General features: G+C 45.0%; 14 protein-coding genes. 8 read left to right on the forward strand and 6 right to left on the reverse strand.

Going from position 1 to position 17,668, the window contains the following annotated elements:
• Positions 1-8 precede the first annotated feature (8 nt).
• Complete coding sequence (locus tag DBK98_RS02445; RefSeq protein WP_022012297.1) at positions 9-1,196, forward strand: porin; 1,188 nt, start codon at positions 9-11, stop codon at positions 1,194-1,196.
• A 73-nt stretch (positions 1,197-1,269) separates the two neighbouring features.
• Here DBK98_RS02445 and DBK98_RS02450 read toward each other — a convergent pair whose 3' ends face one another.
• The 3 genes from DBK98_RS02450 to DBK98_RS02460 form a co-directional block, all read right to left on the reverse strand.
• Positions 1,270-1,491, reverse strand: a complete 222-nt coding sequence (locus DBK98_RS02450) for a DUF2795 domain-containing protein (RefSeq protein WP_002558131.1) — start codon at positions 1,489-1,491, stop codon at positions 1,270-1,272.
• A gap of 71 nt (positions 1,492-1,562) precedes the next feature.
• Positions 1,563-2,126, reverse strand: a complete 564-nt coding sequence (locus DBK98_RS02455) for a cob(I)yrinic acid a,c-diamide adenosyltransferase (protein ID WP_005782133.1) — start codon at positions 2,124-2,126, stop codon at positions 1,563-1,565.
• Positions 2,127-2,174: 48 nt separating this feature from the next.
• Entirely contained in the window at positions 2,175-2,804 is a 630-nt protein-coding gene (locus DBK98_RS02460) for a hypothetical protein (RefSeq protein ID WP_032536190.1), read from the reverse strand.
• Positions 2,805-3,594: 790 nt separating this feature from the next.
• On the opposite strand from DBK98_RS02460, the gene DBK98_RS02465 reads away from it, so the two are divergent.
• Together DBK98_RS02465 and DBK98_RS02470 are read left to right on the forward strand one after the other, a co-directional pair.
• Complete coding sequence (locus tag DBK98_RS02465) at positions 3,595-4,554, forward strand: FimB/Mfa2 family fimbrial subunit (protein WP_032536171.1); 960 nt, start codon at positions 3,595-3,597, stop codon at positions 4,552-4,554.
• Positions 4,555-4,705: 151 nt separating this feature from the next.
• Positions 4,706-6,844 carry a glycoside hydrolase family 172 protein gene (locus DBK98_RS02470; protein WP_050503194.1) on the forward strand — a complete coding sequence of 713 codons (2,139 nt, stop codon included), beginning with the start codon at positions 4,706-4,708 and terminating at the stop codon, positions 6,842-6,844.
• A gap of 7 nt (positions 6,845-6,851) precedes the next feature.
• On the opposite strand, the gene DBK98_RS02475 is transcribed toward DBK98_RS02470, so the two are convergent.
• Entirely contained in the window at positions 6,852-8,933 is a 2,082-nt protein-coding gene (locus tag DBK98_RS02475; protein ID WP_005811521.1) for a VapE domain-containing protein, read from the reverse strand.
• 329 nt (positions 8,934-9,262) lie between these two features.
• Here DBK98_RS02475 and DBK98_RS02480 point away from each other — a divergent pair, with 329 nt between their 5' ends.
• Positions 9,263-9,883 (forward strand): HU family DNA-binding protein, encoded by a 621-nt coding sequence (locus tag DBK98_RS02480; protein ID WP_005811523.1) that lies wholly within the window; start codon positions 9,263-9,265, stop codon positions 9,881-9,883.
• Between the two features lie 86 nt (positions 9,884-9,969).
• Here the strand turns inward: DBK98_RS02480 and DBK98_RS02485 are convergent, their stop codons facing one another.
• Both DBK98_RS02485 and DBK98_RS02490 read right to left on the reverse strand, forming a co-directional pair.
• Entirely contained in the window at positions 9,970-10,461 is a 492-nt protein-coding gene (locus DBK98_RS02485; RefSeq protein ID WP_005811525.1) for a hypothetical protein, read from the reverse strand.
• 398 nt (positions 10,462-10,859) lie between these two features.
• The gene (locus tag DBK98_RS02490) at positions 10,860-13,385 is read right to left on the reverse strand and encodes an alpha/beta fold hydrolase (protein ID WP_032536169.1); all 2,526 of its coding nucleotides are present in this window, start codon (positions 13,383-13,385) and stop codon (positions 10,860-10,862) included.
• Positions 13,386-13,511: 126 nt separating this feature from the next.
• Here DBK98_RS02490 and DBK98_RS02495 point away from each other — a divergent pair, with 126 nt between their 5' ends.
• The 4 genes from DBK98_RS02495 (at position 13,512) to DBK98_RS02510 (ending at position 17,654) form a co-directional block, all read left to right on the forward strand.
• Positions 13,512-14,072 (forward strand): NUDIX hydrolase, encoded by a 561-nt coding sequence (locus DBK98_RS02495; protein ID WP_005811532.1) that lies wholly within the window; start codon positions 13,512-13,514, stop codon positions 14,070-14,072.
• Between the two features lie 266 nt (positions 14,073-14,338).
• Positions 14,339-15,361: a sensor histidine kinase gene (locus tag DBK98_RS02500; protein ID WP_032536168.1), complete on the forward strand. Its 1,023-nt coding sequence runs from the start codon at positions 14,339-14,341 to the stop codon at positions 15,359-15,361.
• A gap of 8 nt (positions 15,362-15,369) precedes the next feature.
• Positions 15,370-16,125, forward strand: a complete 756-nt coding sequence (locus DBK98_RS02505; RefSeq protein WP_032536167.1) for a LytTR family DNA-binding domain-containing protein — start codon at positions 15,370-15,372, stop codon at positions 16,123-16,125.
• Positions 16,126-16,148: 23 nt separating this feature from the next.
• Positions 16,149-17,654, forward strand: a complete 1,506-nt coding sequence (locus DBK98_RS02510) for a 4Fe-4S binding protein (protein WP_032536166.1) — start codon at positions 16,149-16,151, stop codon at positions 17,652-17,654.
• Positions 17,655-17,668 lie beyond the last annotated feature (14 nt).

Raw genomic sequence — 17,668 nt, forward strand, 5'->3', positions numbered from 1 at the left:
GAACACTTATGAAGAAATTAATGGCAATGCTGCTCCTTGCGGGCAGCATTCAAGGAGTATATGCACAAAAGGCAGAAAAGAAGGAAATGTTTCTGGAAAACAAATCGTTGTACGAAGAACTGGCCAACGTGCAAAAAAAGACGGATAAGTTCAATCTGTACCTCAATATGCAAGGTAGTTTTGACGCTAACTTCCGCGATGGTTTCGACGAAGGAGTATTCAAAATGCGTCAACTCCGCATCGAAGCAAAAGGCAATCTCAACAGCTGGCTCTCTTACCGCTATCGTCAACGCCTGAACCGTTCGAACGAAGGAGGAGGAATGATCGATAACATCCCTACCTCGATAGACTATGCCGGAATCGGTGTGAAACTGAATGATCAGTTCTCTTTCTTTGCCGGTAAGCAATGTGCCGCATACGGGGGATTTGAGTTCGACCTGAATCCGATCGACATTTACGAATACAGTGACATGATCGACAATATGAGTAATTTTATGACCGGACTGAACATCGGTTATAATATTACCCCCACCCAGCAACTCAACCTGCAGATTCTGAATAGTCGTAACAGTTCGTTTGACAAAACATACGGAATCACCGAAGATTCGGAAGGCAAATTGCCGGATCTCAAATCGGGGAAGATGCCACTGGTCTATACCCTGAACTGGAACGGCAACTTCAATGAGGTATTCAAAACCCGCTGGTCAGCCTCCGTCATGAGTGAAGCCAAAGGCAAGAACCTCTACTATTATGCAGTGGGCAACGAGCTGAATCTGGATAAGTTCAATATGTTTGTCGACTTCATGTATTCGCAGGAAGGCATCGACCGCAACGGTACTATCACCGGAATCGTGGGTAATGCCAGCGGACACAATGCTTTCAACGCCGGTTACTTATCTGTGGTGACCAAGCTCAACTACCGTTTCCTCCCGAAATGGAATGCTTTTGTAAAAGGTATGTACGAAACCGCTTCGGTTACTAAAGCAGCTGACGGCATTGAAAAAGGTAACTACCGTACTTCCTGGGGATACCTGGCCGGAGTAGAGTTCTACCCGATGAAGACCAACCTGCATTTCTTCCTGACTTACGTGGGACGTTCATACGACTTCACACATCGTGCCAAAGTACTGGGACAGGAGAACTACAGTACCAATCGTTTGTCTTTAGGTTTCATCTATCAGTTACCGATGTTCTAATACCAATAAAACAGTCCCGATAAACCGGATCGTTTATCGGGACTATTTATTATTTTCAATTCATTCGTTCGTATCAATACTCCTCTTCATTGAAGAAGAAATCTTCTTTACTGGGGTAATCCGGCCAAATATCTTCTATACTTTCATAGATTTCGCCTTCATCTTCCATTTCCTGAAGGTTTTCAATCACTTCAAGAGGAGCACCCGACCGCATGGCATAATCAATCAGTTCATCCTTAGTTGCCGGCCAAGGAGCATCTTCCAGTTTAGATGCTAATTCCAACGTCCAATACATAAGCTTTCGTATTTAAAATGTGAATATTAATACCTACTCTCTATTTTTCGGCAAAAGTATAATAAAAAATTTCACTTGCAACTATTATTCCAAAATATTTCGTCTTTTCCCTCATTAAAATTCATTTTACGAGACAAGACAAATAAATAATCAGACAGCCGGTTGACATAAGCCAGCAAATCAGCAGAGATTGTATAGCTTTCGGATAATGCAAGAATACGCCGCTCCGCCCTCCGGCAAACGGTACGGCAAACGTGGCAAAGTGCCGAGCCACGACTTCCTCCCGGAATGATGAAGGAATGTAAAGGCGGAAGAATTTCGTCGGCAGCATCAATTTCACGTTCAATAGCTTCTACATCGGCAGGGGTAATAATACTGACATCGTGCAGTTGGATCTTCTCCTGGTCAGTGGCCAGATGCGAACCAATGGCAAACAGTTTATCCTGCACTGACTGTACGAAATCCAAATCATGCTCGTCCATCAGGTAAGTTGCCAGTAATCCCAGATTCGAGTTCAGTTCATCGACCGTTCCATACGCTTCAAGGCGGATGTGGGTTTTCGGCACACGGGTTCCTCCTATCAGACCCGTTGTTCCTTTATCACCCGTTTTTGTATATACAAGACTCTTTTTCATAATGATAGTAAGTTTATTATTTCTGTAAAGGTTAACACACAAAAGGATTCAGAAGTTGACGATATAGTGCTGTTTTATCTTCGTACGGTCGAAAAAGACGATTCCAAGATCATATAAGTCGAATGTAACACCCGTCCGGTCATCCTGCTGTATCTTTTTCCAGAGTGCTTTCATCTTTTTCGTATAGCAGATACCGGCAATCACAAAAACTCCTTGCTCCGTTGTTCTCGACGCACAGATATCGAATACTTTCTCTACAAATTCCGGGTTACGGTAATGGTGCAAATAAAGAAAATCGACAGGTGTACCTTTCTCTAAAAAGAGTTCGGACAAATCAGAAGCACCCAGATAACCCGCCTTAGCATGTCCGGCCTGCAAATATAGAGACGATACCGACAACGTTCCGGCATCTACAATCGTAGCAGGTTGCATTCGGTTGACCAACCGGAACAATAACCGGTTCACCTTCTTTGATTCATGCTTCCACTTCCTGCCGGGATTTACCGACATTTTCTTTTGTTCAGTCTCCAGCAAACTGTAAGCATAGTAAGGGGTACGCTCATAAATGACGTTGGTTATCAAGTCGAAAGCAAATGGTGAATGAACCCCATATCCACAACGGTGACGAAAGCGGGCCAGCCAGATAAAAGGGCGTTTCAACAGTAGAAATCCGTTCATAATAAATTGAAATATATCGCGTTCAACGCACAAAGATATACTTTTTATCAAAACAGAACAATTTCAACCCAAACCTTCTGATAGATTCAACTCATATCCAAACTATCTATTCAGCACAGTTCTAAGAATATACTATATATCTTAGCACAATATCCTGATCTAAAAACCGATTAATATTTAATCAGCACATTTATTACAAGTTGACTTTTATTTAATATATTTGCATTACTAATGAAAAGATAAACATGGAAAACATATATTTTGCAAATCAGGGGCTATTAATCGGCGTCATAGACCACCCATTCCATTTAGATAGCGAAACTTTCTTTAGGAACTAACTTATTAAATATGAATTGAACATTAATTTATTATGATAGAAAGAGAGAATGACGTGATACTACAGTACATTAGAAGAAAGACCGCATTCCATTCGTGATGAGGGTGTATCGAAACTCACCACAGAGGAGACAGAGTAACATAGAGTGATTTTTAAGTTATTAATTATCATCATTCTTATTCTGTGATAATCTGTGCAATCTGTGGTAAAAAAGAGTTTTGACACAGTCCCAAAAGCCTTTGTGTATCCATAGACAGCTTATAATAACCAAAACATAAAGACATGATCAACGTCATGCTATTTTTTCAATCCAATTGATAGGGTTACTCAACAAAGTAGCCCTATATTTTTTGCCTACCACTCTCCCTACCATTGATACTCTTCCTAAACTTTTTAGAACCAAATACTTCATAGTGTGTTATTCAAAGACTAAAAACCTAAACAGCATTAAGTATGAAGAAATTAATATTCCTGACCCTCTTGACGGCTGCAATATTCTACAGTTGTTCGGATGACAATTCGTGTGCGCCATGTAAGGAAGATAACGGAGGACTGGTCACCCCCGACCTGAGTGTCACCTTATCCGATACCCAAAGTCCGATGACCGGTGTATTAGAAGCCTATCCTTGCCAGGCTGGCAGTGCCATTTATTATGGAAATTACATAGAAGGCAAGCTGACCCCATTCCCGGGAATGTACTATCTTCAAGATGGGGCAATTTACGGAAATAAGAATAGGGAACTCTCACTTCCGGTAGGTACTTATAACATGATTTATTGGGGTACCCCGAAATATGAAGAGCCCATTTACAGCAATCCGGTTGTCATTGATCCCCAAATCACTATCGGAGGCGATCTTTCCCAGCAATACTTCGGGCTCCGGAGAATCTCGACGGATACCACCTATTATCCGGTATTCGATTTGGTATATACCGTAAAACCGGCACATATTGGTACGGAAGAGTTGAGCGCAGCCATGCAGCGTGTGGTTGCAGGTCTGAAAGTAATCGTAAAAAACAAGAACAATGGAATCCTCAGTTCCAGCATTGCCAGCATGGAAGTTCATATAGGAGGCATTGCCGAAAAACTGAATGTGTATACTGCCGCTCCGGTAAACCAAACCAAGACAGTGGCCTTCCTACTCGTACTGTCAGCTGACGGCACGCAGATGAGCAATGCTACGGTCATGCTTTTTCCTTCATCTGCGAAACCAATGTTCAAACTGATCATCAAACTGAAGAACGGAAATACCAAAACCTATCAGCAACCGCTGAACGCTCCGTTAAAAGCTAATAACAAGTTGACTCTCACACTGACTTTAGGTGACATCTTCTCGGAAGAAACTTCCGGAGGATTCACCATCGACAACTGGCAAGAAGAAAACGAAACGATAGACATACCGACACTGGAATAATAAATACGCCGGCTCACCCCACCATGAGTCGGCAAAACCCCAAAAGAATGCTTCATGTAACGTCTGTACTACGATTTGGTACGATTCATTATAGCCTCATCCGATATACTTTCTTAATATTGCGGCTACTTACCATCAATAAAATCGTATTATGGACACAAAATGGAAACAACTCTTATTATCTTCTCCGAAGCCTGAGTTTACAACAGGAATAATGAGATGGGGGATCACCTTACTTTTCTCCGCTCTGTGCACCTGTTCATTTGCACAGACAAAATATCAGATCACAGTAGAAACTCTCCTGAAAGAGATGACCTCACGGGATGAAATGAGCCGCTATCCGGCCCTGCCCTATCGCAGTATGCAGCAAAGCAGCTACGATCGCAGGTCCGTTTCTCCTGACCGGCCCAATTGGTTTGCCAATGATGACGGCGAAGGATTCATCCGCCTCGAAGAACGCAACGGACGGAAAGAAAAGGTTCTTTTTGAGGACAAAGGTCCCGGTGCCATTACCCGTATATGGCTCACGACCTTTGGCAGCATACATACAATCTTACGTTTCTATTTTGACGGAAAAGACGAACCGGGCTGGGAGGTGCCCTCTTATGATCTCCAGAAGTTCGGTGTGCGAGGATTGAAGAAAGGGTTAATCGAACCAGACAATAAATGGAACAGAGGCAGCCTGATTTATCTACCTGTCCCCTATAACAACGGCTGCAAAGTGACCATGGAGGAACTTACCCCCGAACGGACTAACCGACACTTTTTGTTCAATTACCGCAAATACCCCACAGGTACTCCGGTAGAAACTTTCTCACAGGAAGTGGCAGACCGCATACCCGCTTTAGCAGAAAAAACATCCGACGCACTCTATAAAAAGATGGATAAGGGATTTGATCCCCAGTCTGATTATGGCAAAGGTTCACTTAACCATCAACAGAGTTTTTCATTAAATAAAGGTGAAAAACAAAAGCTGAACCTTCGCACAGGAAAAAGAGCGATCAGCCTTCTTCAGTTCAATGTGAAAACAGATAAAAACTTGAAACCCGGAACAGACGATTTTGCCCTATTGATGCGTAGCCTGATCGTAACCATAAGCTTTGACGGAAAACAAACCGTATGGGCTCCACTATCCGATTTTGCAGGCTCCGGCATGGGATCTTTTGCGTCCAGGAGTTTTTTCTTCTATTCCGACGGCAAAGGGATTGTCTGCAGCAAATGGTTGATGCCCTATAAGCAAGATTGTGAAATCACGATCTTGAACCTCTCTCCATACAAAGCCGATATACAAACAGATATTGTTTCACAGCCCTATCAGTGGGACAACCGGTCTCTCTATTTCCATACAGCCTGGAAGCAGGAACGTGGTCTGCCCGTCGTCACCTGGATGGAACACGAAAAATGTATGGATTGGAATTTCGCCACTATATCCGGCAGAGGAGTTTATCGGGGAGACCTGCTATCACTTTTCAACCATACGGCAGAGTGGTATGGAGAAGGAGATGAAAAAATAACCGTAGATCACGAACCATTTCCTTCCCATTTCGGAACAGGCACTGAAGACTACTACAGTTTCGATGGTTATTTTAAAAGTCAGACACCATTTGCCGGGCAACCCCGCCAGGATATGCGAGATTTTTATGGCTACAACAGCTTCTTCAGAGTCAGATGCTTAGATGCCATTCCCTTCAACCGGCAATTGAAGTTCGATTTCGAATTGTTAGGTTGGGAAAACGGGACGGTAGATTACTCTTCGACTGTATTCTGGTACGGAGACTTAGGTTCCGAAGCCACAGGCTCTTCCGGCTTAGAAGAAATAGAAGCAGGGTTATTGCCTACCCCTACTCAATCTCCTGTCTGCAGCATACCAAATGCCATTGATTTTTGCCAAATCCAGCCAACTTCCAAATCAGAAAGACTGCGTTATGACAGACAAAGACTCGGCGGGCATCCGGGCAAATGGAACTTAAAAGACCACCTGGTATGCCATGGCGGTAAGGAAGGCGATTACATCGAGTTCGAATTCTCCGGTTTTGAGGATCGTGAATACAGCTTGAGTCTATTTTGTACCAAAGCAACCGACTACGGCAATATAAGGTTATATGTAAATCACCCAAAAAACGGAAAGCAGTTGGACTGTTACAGCGAGAAAGTCGAGCCGACAGGTGCCATAAGCCTGGGAATGCACAAGCCCATAAACGGTAAATTTATCCTGCGGATAGAATTGATCGGACGGAATCCGCTATCGACAGGAACTTTGTTCGGACTGGATTGTATACAGATTGAATAAAATACATCTACAACTCCACCACACAATAGAAATTCCCGTTTTTCATTTTCCTGCAAGGCACTCCCAGTTTACGAAGTATTCTGCCAAAATGCACTATCTTCGTAGCCGACAGTTTAAAGCCGCTTTTCTTTTGTATGCGTCCTAAAATATCGACTGCGAGCAGGGTTTCACACTTTTCTCCCTCGCCGGCAGAGCGGAAATACTGTTGAAAGAGCTGTTCAACCGGAGTTTGCAGTTCAAATTCCTGATTGCTCTCCATCAAAATGGCCTCTTCCTCGGGAGAGAAATAAAAGCGCTCACCGTCACGGAGCTCCCGCACTGCCTGCGCATAGAGTTGCGGATAGTTGATGACAGCATCATTACGGATTCTGCCGGTGATATTGATACAGATAAAACGGCGGCTTCCCGAAGGATCGGAAAGCAAATCGCTATGATTGCTGGTCGCTATGAACGAAGCATAACGCTTCAACTCGCGGACAGCCGCCTCGTTGGGCTTACGCACATTAAGCACCGGTTTCTGGAGTATATGTTTCAAGAAGCCTTGATGATTGACACTTACCTGATCGAACTCGTCAATATTGATCAGCATGAAGCGGTTGAGATAAAGCTCGGCATCGCGTTTCCGGCTGAAGTCAATGCTGTCGGTATAATAGGCTCTCAAATCAGGCGGCAGGATATTGCGGCAATAAGTGGATTTGCCGCATCCCTGCGAACCGATCAACAGGGGTGAAACGGAGTTGGCATACTGCTTGTCATTTCCTTTCCAGTGGGCCACCATTGCGAGAAACCAGCGATGGAAGAAGTCGGGCCAATGCGAATTGTCGCAAGGCACGTAGCGGGCTAACGCCCGAATGCGGTCTTTTCCATCCCAACGGGGCAAGCCATACAAAAAGTCGGTAACAGGTGAATAGACCGGCACACGTTCGGAGTTAATCCAGCGTTTCACATCCCTGTCCCAAAGTTCAAGCCCTTCGCTGATAGCATTTACCGCAATTGTATTGAGCACCCGGTCCGTCACCGGACGAAAATCGAAACAGAACGTCTTTCGTTCACGATATTCCACCACTCCGGCCAGTATGTTATAGCGAAACTCATAACGTCTGCCCATAAACTCGTCGGTACGTACGGCCATGGTCTGCTTGAGAGAAATGCAAGGATTACTTCCGAATCGCTTCTCAACGGCATACACATTGTGAACCGTCTCACGTATCAGTATTTCGGACACTTTACCCCGGAAATGCATCAGCGTCCAACCCACTACCTCTTCTTCGGGGATTCCCGAACGAAAACAGTTCCGGGTCAGTTCCACGATCAAAGATTTAGAATCCTCCTCCCGGTCGCAGCCTACCGTATTAAGAGCTTCATACAGTGAAGTTTCAAACAATGTCGAGATAATTTCGCTCCGTTCGTAACCGGGCATCATACGCTGCAAAGGATCAGTTTCCGCCTCCACTGTTTCGCGGTAGGTAACTTCACCGGGCATCGACAAAGGTTGCTCCAGGCGAATGGGGTAGGCATCCGGATTGAAATAGAGCCCCGGATCGAATGAATACCGGCAACTCTGTTCCGGCACCGGATTCTCAAGCGTAACATCCCGGTGTTCCGCCAAAAGCTGCCCTCTGTAAAAGTTCACCGCCCACTGGTAGGCATGAGCATGAAAAAATCCGGCTTCCTCTACGGTTACGGGCAATGAACCGTCGGGACGTAGGAAAGGCACGAGTATCTTTACACTCCGCCCGCTTGAACCGACAAAAGCAATCATCGTCTGAGGCAGTCCGGACAGCTTGTCACGCAAGCGTGCAGCCTCTTCTACTCCGGTGAATCCCTTCACACTCAGAAGTACCAATCCATGATAAGCCTTCATCACCGATATTTCTTTACTCTTGCCCAGTTCCACCGAAAAAAGGATACGGGGCAGTTTGTCCACCGCCGTGACATGTCCACTTCCACCCGAAAACTTCAGTGTCCGACGTAAAGCACTCACGGGGCAGGTTTTGGTTTCGGTTTTCATATTCTCCAACACAGTTTCGAGTTTCACCGTACGTTGTGCTACGACAGTTTCTTCCTTTCGGATCAGGGTTATTTTCATGGTTTTTCCGGTTTTTTATAATGTGGTAAAGGTACTCTTTCTTACCGGATAAAGCAAGCGGATCATCGCAAATAAATCAATTATATTTAATAACAAACAAGAGGAGTATTACTTGTTTTCACGATAAATATTATGTATCTTTATAGGAGCATTATCCAAGCCCGGACAGCGGGACTCATGGGCCCGCATACCCGGGCTGACCGGCCTGCATACCGAGGCTAATGAGCCCGGGGATGCGGGCTCAGGTAAAGAACAAAGGAAAAAGGCAAAAACAAAGAAAGAAAAACCAATAAACAAATAACTATCAACAATTAAAAACCAAACAAATTATGGCAGCACGTTATGATTTCAGAGAAGTTCCTTCTAAAAAAGAGAACGGAGAGGAACCCAAGCTTTATCCCCACATCATTTCGAGTGGAACCATCCGGACACGCACCATTCTTGAAGAAATTTCGGAAGCCTCCACCTTCACAGTAGGCGACCTGGAAGGAGTGCTCTGTGCCCTGACAGAGAAAATCTCCAAATATCTGGTGGACGGATACCATGTGGAGTTGGGCAAGATCGGCTATTTCTCGGCAAGCCTGAAGGCAACGCATCCGGTGAAAGATAAAAAAGAGATCCGCGCACAATCCATTTACTTCGACAACATTAATTTCAGGGCTTCGATGTGGTTTCGCAGACATACCAAGGGCTATGTGGAACGTGCCGGCAAATACGGTTCACGAAGCTCGTCACAGCTCAGCGAAGAAGAAAAGCTTTTTCGACTGGAAAGGTATCTAAATGAAAATGCTTTTATCACCCGTTCGGACTACACCCGACTGACCGGACGACTGAAAAATAAAGCGTTGGAAGATCTACACCGATTTGTAGATCAGGGAATTATCGAACCAAAAGGGCGAGGAAGCCTACTGGTATTTATCAAAAAATCGCCTTCCAAAGAGGAAATTTAGCGGGTGGAAGATGGAAGATGAGGGTGGAAGATAAACGGCTAAAAAACCGCATCTTCCACCCTATTAGTTTACTACGAATCAGACAGTTATCTTTTAAAAGGTGGAAGATGGAAGATCGAAATGCATTTTTTGTATGAGAGGAGGATTTTCTTCATGAAAGCGGCAAACTTCGATTCCTCGTTTATTGGGTCTGTATCCTGAATTTCAGTATCTCCCATGGAGACCAGCATTGCCGCAAGCCTCTCCTCTATCGATTCAAAGAGTTTTGACTGTTTGGAAACACATTCATTCAGCAGTTCGGTTTGCTTTTCCAGCAAACGGATCTTTTCTAATGCATTAGCATATAATTTCGCGATTATCTCGACATTTTCAAAGGTGATGGCACAACCGTAGTCTTTTCCTGCTTCAGCCGGAAGACTATGCAATTTAATAAAATCACACACGCTGTCATCATTCAATAACAAAGTGTAGTTTACGTAAGTGAAAGTAATTTCAGGAAGTTCCGACCAAGAGAGAACATCTTTTACCGTAGTCTCGTATTTTTCGGCAGCTTGCCGTAGAGTAATCCAATTAGCCATACAGGGAAAAAGATTAAAGTTAAAATAATCTACCCTGCACGGTTTCTTGAATGTGATTATATGAAAAGGTACGGGGCATTACTCATCCAACAAACGAGGTATGTAGCGGCACCCTTGATGCATGGATAAGTAAGCCCGTACCAATACAGATACAGGCTGTACTCATCCGGTGCATCTTTAAAAATCGCTACATTTTTCGTTTGACCGGAGAGAACTGCGTATTTATGGGCATAAAAATGTTTATGCCAACCATAGTTCTACTGCAAAGATACGTTTTTTCTGAACAAAACAACAAACAATAATGAATGTTTTTCAGAAAAGCATTTATCTATCTGCAAGAAGATTATGCGGATGGCAGTATATGTTCAATCAAACGCAATCCAACTTTACCATTCATTCTATTCATTTACCACAAACTGTCTGATCTGGCAGGCCGTACCCTTACTTTGCGGATGATGATCTTTTGACATCCTGAACATCAGACGATGTTTGCCTTTCGGCAACTCCGTATCGAACATATATACCCAAGGAATATACAGTCCGCCGCTCCAAGCCGTAAACGTATCCAACTTTTTAAACGGAGCACCGTCAATACTATATTCCAGAATCCCGGCAGCCGGACCACTTACACAGAAGATACCGACAGCCGTCCCTTCAAAGTCGAGTGTCAGTTTCGCTCCGGGACGATCGGTTTCAAGCATGGGCACATCGACAAAGCCCGGACGCGTTTCGGCAATAAGGCGCGGAGTCCACGAAGGGACTAACTGCCAGCCTTTATTTATATGAGCTTGCCGGATGTCGACCAACTTGCCATTTGTGTAACTATATCCGTCCAGCGGCACGGCAGGAAGCACATGAGGCTTGACGGCAGGTCCGGCAGCAACACAAGAAGCATAGATTTCATCGAGCACCTTATTTATCGTAGCCGCATAATAAGCATGCCCCAAAGGTTTGGGATGCGTACCGCCAAACTGTTCCCAATTGAATTCACCTTCCCGCATACGGGCGGCGATTTCTGTAGCGAGGTTGACGGAAGGGATCAGATAATGGTTCGCCACCCGTTCGTGATTCAGAATCACATCGGGCATCTGACCTCCGTCCAGTTTCGGGATGAAAGGATCGTAGATAAAATGCAGCATCATGATATCCATAGACGGATTGGAAAGCAAAGCATGGCGTACGATACCTTCCATTCCTCTTACCTGCTCAATGGCATTAAAGCCGTTGGTATCATCGTTCACCGCCGCTTCCACAAAAAGCAGATCGACTTTGGCCTTGGACAACACATCGTCCGCCAAGCGGAATGCTCCGGGCGTACTGCCCATAGAAGGAATCCCGGCATCGATAAAGGTAAACTTTGTATAAGGGAAACGCTGCTTCAAATCTTCACAAATCATATCCCTCCATCCCTTCATTTCTGTGATGGAACCTCCCAGAAAAGCAACCGTACCAACACGTTCTTTCTCAAACATCTGATACGAGTTACGATAGTCCCCTCTTAATGTATAGCATTGTTTGGCTTCATAACCCGGCTGATGGCGGATAATAAAGTCGACCACCGGAGCAGGATCTGACAAACTATGCGGATGATGATCCACTCCCGGTTTCAAGATAAGTTCGAATGGAGCCCCCATGGCTGTATATCGTTGGCGGACAATAGCCGAGTTCTCTGAAAACGGCACTACCTTGTCACTGTCTCCACATACACAGATCACCGGAATCCCCGCATCCGCCAAAGGTTTCAGCCGGTCAATCGGATTACCGGAAAATGAATTCATCTGATCATCCGTCAGCCCCCATTCCTCTAACAGACCTTTCCATAGTCCGGCATTCTCAGGCGAACGTCCCGGCCAACTGAATACGTTACAAACCGGAGCGTCCACATAGATACAGGCCACTTTATCCGGATGATCGGCCGCCCAATTATAAGCAAACAGACCTCCACGACTGAAACCCTCAAGCGTTACTTTGGGAGATAGTCCATACATACGTACCATATTCCAATAAAAATCAGTACCGGACTTCCGGGCACGGGGACTTCCATAAAGATGAGTCAGATCATAATATGCCACATGAAAACCACGCCTCAACAATTCTTCATCAACTGAAGCAAAAGCACCGAAAAAAGCAGGACGCCAGATCCAGGGGTTACCGGTTGCCGCATGTTTCGGGCAGACAACAATAGCCTCCCGATCCTGATAAGCAAAAGTATATTGATCGAACCCTTTCCATTTACCTTTAAGTCCCGGGAAGGGTTGAGAAACATGTGCCGGTGGTTCCTCGCCGGTCAGTTGCCGGTAAATGGCCTGTGCAATACGGACAGCAGCTTTTTCGTTGGGATGTACGTTGTCGGCAAAACACTCTTTCATCCCCGTTAACGGAGTATGCAGATCGATTACTTTCAATCCGTATTTGGCAGCCAACCGGTTGATAACCGGCATCACTCCATGAACAATGATACTATCATTGATGCCCCACTGGACAGCGTATGCGGGAATAGGATAACATAAATAAATTTCCGGCTTCGACGGTAATGCCCGAAGCGTTCGGATCATCGTCTCCATATCTTTCTTAAAATCGGATTTATATCGCCAGTTCTGAGGTTTCGTATCATTGGTCCCCAATTTAATAGTCACAATATCGGGATTATAGTCCAATGCTTGCCGATAGCGCTCTTCCTTCATATAGGGATTGTCCCCTTTCATCAGCATGGTGCGGGCACTGACTCCAAAGTTCCGGACCTCATAACCGTCGCCCAACATCTGCCCCAGCACAGCGGGATAGCTGTCTTTAGCAGGATTACGTGTACCTACACCATATGTGATACTATTACCGATACAGGCTATTTTGATAACCTTTTTTTGTGCTGCTACATATTGCACGGCAATAAAAAGCAGGAATAAAGAGATGATTGCGTTTTTCATTATTCTGTTTGTTTATCCGCCCCAAAGATACACAACGGTTTTTAAACCAAAAAAGATACGTATGAAAACAATTGTTCCTGACAATTATTCTAATTACCTTTGCCAGCAACCTCTATCAATAAAACAATGGAAACAAAAGACGAAGCCTGGCAAGTAGTCAGCAGCAAATATCTATTTCGCCGCCCGTGGTTGACCGTACGGTGCGACGACATGCTTTTGCCTAACGGCAACCATATCCCGGAGTACTACATCCTTGAGTATCCCGACTGGGTGAACACCATCGCCATCACCAGAGAAGGAAAGTTTGTATTTGTCCGCCAGTTCCGACCGGGAATCGGCAAACAGCTATATGAACTTTGTGCGGGTGTATGCGAGAAAGAGGATGCATCACCGCTTGTTTCGGCACAACGTGAACTGCTGGAAGAAACCGGATACGGCAATGGTAACTGGCAGGAATATATGGTGATTTCGGCCAATCCAAGCACACATACCAATCTGACTCACTGCTTTCTGGCAACGGATGTAGAACGAGTAGACATACAACATCTGGAAGATACGGAGTCACTTACAGTGCATCTGCTCACCTTTGAAGAGGTACAAGAACTCCTGAAAAGCAACCAAATCATACAGGCATTACATGCGGCACCGCTCTGGAAATACGTAGCAGAACAAAAACAAATGAAATAAAACAGTTATCCGGGTAGGGAATTTTTCATTGGGTGTTGTCTTTATAGGAAAGAACCTATAAAACCAACAAACATTATGAAAGAATTTATGCTGATCGCTTCTCTGGTTTTGTCATTCTGCATTCTTATTTTGTGTAGAGACTATATCGTATTTATGCTGAAAAAATGAAAAAGTTTCGCTTTTATGCCTCTTTTTTCGTTTTGACATGACATAACAAATAAGGAATCATTATTTTGCTTTTCTTTGCAGTGAGAAAGAAGAGCATCATGGATTCCTTTGATAAATATATATCCCGAAACCTTCCGCTGGTCAGCCTGATCAGTGCGGTTTTTATCATATACCCCAATATAGCCTGCACTCCGTGGGAGCTAAACTCTTTGAAGCCATCGGACTACCTTGGTTTCTTTTCTTATTTTATATATCGCTTCCTTTTCTTTTGGGGGATGATCGGTTTCCTGATAAACTACAATCTGCGGCAGATCCCGACAGCGCTATTCCGGAAACGCCTGACTCACAACTTCCTGTTTGCACTGACCGGTTATCTGTTCTTCGCATCCGTTTCGTACACCATCTCTTCGCATGGTTTCCATACGGATTTTCTGGGAAGCACTTTAATCTCCCAGTTCTTCACGCTCTGCTTTTTATGCACATTGGTAGGATACATCTCCATGCTTTATACCCGGCAGAGAGAAAAAGAGCAGGAAATAGAACGTCTTCGTTTTGAGAACTTACAAAGTCGTTGTGACGCACTGGCCAATCAGGTAAACCCGCATTTCTTCTTTAACTCACTGAACGGAATATCTTCATTAATACGAAAAAAGAATGATGAAAACACGCTGATGTACGTCAATCAGCTATCTGATATCTTCCGGTACATCTTGCAAAGCGACCGGAAAGGGCTCGTCACGCTGAGAGAAGAACTGGAGTTCATCCAATCTTTCCAATACGTAATGGAGGTACGTTTTGCCAATAAACTGGTTTTTGCCATCGACGTAGCCGAAAGGCAAAAAGATTTGCTGACACTGCCTGTACTCTCACTACTTCCGTTAGTCGATAACGTCACCGTACACAACCGGATAGACAGCGAACACAAGATGGAGATCTCCATCCGGATGAACGAACAATCTGAACTGGTGGTGTCCAATCCCATTTACCCTAAACTATCCCCGCCCGACACAAACGGAACCGGACTAAGTAACTTGGAAAATCGATTCAATCTGTTAATGAATAAGCAAATCCGGGTGGAATCTGACGAAGAGACATTCCGGGTATATCTACCTCTAATATAGTAGTTGTTATGAAAGTACTGATTGTAGAAGACGAAACCGCTGCCTATGAAAACCTGACGGATATCCTCGCGGAGGTAGCCCCCGATATCCGGGGCATGGCCAATACAGAAAGTGTCACGCAGACTGTCGGATGGTTGCAGTCAAATCCGGCTCCGGATCTGATATTCATGGATATTCATTTATCAGACGGATCGGCCTTTGCCATTTTCGACAGAATAAAGCTGGAGACTCCTATTATATTTACAACGGCTTATGACCGATATGCCATCGAAGCTTTTAAAGTGAACAGCATAGACTATTTACTGAAACCTGTCAAGGTGGAGGATGTAGAACACGCACTGGAAAAATACAGCAAACTGACCCGACAGGACCTTTTGCAATATTTGGCACAACTGACGCAGCTGAAACCCGCACCCAAGTACAAAGACAAACTATTGATTGCACATAAAGACAAACTGCTCCCGGTGAGCATAAAAGAGATTTCTTATTTCTACGCAACCGGTAAAAACACATATGTACGCCTGAAGGACGGCAACTGTTATCCTTATTCCAAGACCTTGGAACAGATCGTCTCCTCACTCAATCCGACAGACTTTATCCGGGCTAACAAACAGTTTGTCATAGCCAGAGACAGCGTAACGGATATAACTATCTGGTTTGACAGCCGACTGCTTATCACACTCGATACCGAAGTGCCGGAACGTGTTTATGTCAGCAAAAACAAAGCATCGGAATTTAAGACGTGGCTTGTAAACGATAAATAACAAACTCAATAAAAACAAACGCAATGATACGAAAAATCAGACTAACATGTGGCATCATCTGCCTGACACTGATCACCCTGCTGTTCCTTGATTTCACCGGAACACTGCACGGTTGGTTCGGCTGGCTGGCAAAAATCCAGTTCCTTCCTGCGATACTGGCATTGAACATAGGGGTAGTAGCCTTTTTAATAATTCTGACAGCCGTATTCGGACGAATCTACTGTTCGGTGATTTGTCCGCTCGGAGTATTCCAGGATGTGGCAGCCTGGGTTGGGAAAAGACGGAAAAAGTTGCCTTACTCCTATTCTCCGGCACTCTCTTCACTACGCTACGGGGCATTGGCTATATTCATCATTACCCTGATAGCAGGAGTTAGTTTCATCGCAACTTTGTTTGCTCCGTATAGTGCTTACGGACGTATTGCAAACAACCTGTTCCAACCCATCTGGTTATGGGGAAACAACCTGTTTGCTCATCTGGCGGAACGAATCGACAGTTATGCATTTTATGACGTCGAAGTCTGGATGAAAAGTCTGCCGACATTTATCATCGCTGCAGCGACTTTCGTTATCCTGATTCTGCTGGCATGGCGAAACGGGCGTACCTACTGTAATACCATCTGCCCTGTGGGGACAGTACTGGGATTTCTTTCACGCTATTCTTTATTCCGCGTCACGATTGATACGGATAAATGTAACGGGTGCGGACTGTGTGCACGCCATTGCAAAGCGGCATGCATCAACTCCAAAGAACATACGATAGACTACAGCCGTTGTGTGGCTTGCATGGACTGCCTTGGCAAATGCAAGCAGAAAGCGCTCAGTTACCAATTACGAACAAACAAAACAGGATCACCACAAGTGAAGCAGAATGCTCCTCTGGCCTCATCCGGCCAAGTAAATGAAGCACGCCGCAACTTCCTGACCGTAACGACAATGGTAGCCGCAACATCGGCACTCAAAGCACAGGAGAAAAAAGTAGATGGCGGACTCGCCACCATAGAAGATAAGAAAATACCCAATCGGCAGACACCCATCACACCTCCCGGTTCGTTGAGTGTGCGTAATATGTCTGCACATTGCACGGCCTGCCAACTGTGTGTATCAGCCTGCCCCAATCAGGTATTGCGTCCTTCCACGAAACTGATGAACCTGATGCAGCCCGAAATGTCGTACGAACGCGGCTATTGTCGTCCGGAGTGTAACGATTGTTCCCAGGTATGTCCGGCAGGAGCAATCCGCCCTATCACGGTGGCCGACAAGTCTTCGACTCAAATCGGGCATGCGGTCTGGGTAAAAGCGAACTGCGTACCACTGACTGACGGGGTGGAATGTGGCAATTGTGCCCGTCATTGTCCGACAGGAGCCATTCAGATGATTCTATCCATACCGAACCAAACAGACTCCCCCAAAATACCGGCAATCAATACCGAACGTTGCATCGGTTGCGGAGCATGTGAAAATCTTTGCCCGGCACGCCCGTTCAGTGCCATCTATGTAGAAGGTCACGAAAGACACCGTATCATATAACACATCCCAAAAGT

The sequence above is a fragment of the Bacteroides sp. PHL 2737 genome (assembly GCF_004115325.2).
Classification (GTDB): Bacteria; Bacteroidota; Bacteroidia; order Bacteroidales; family Bacteroidaceae; genus Bacteroides; species Bacteroides hominis.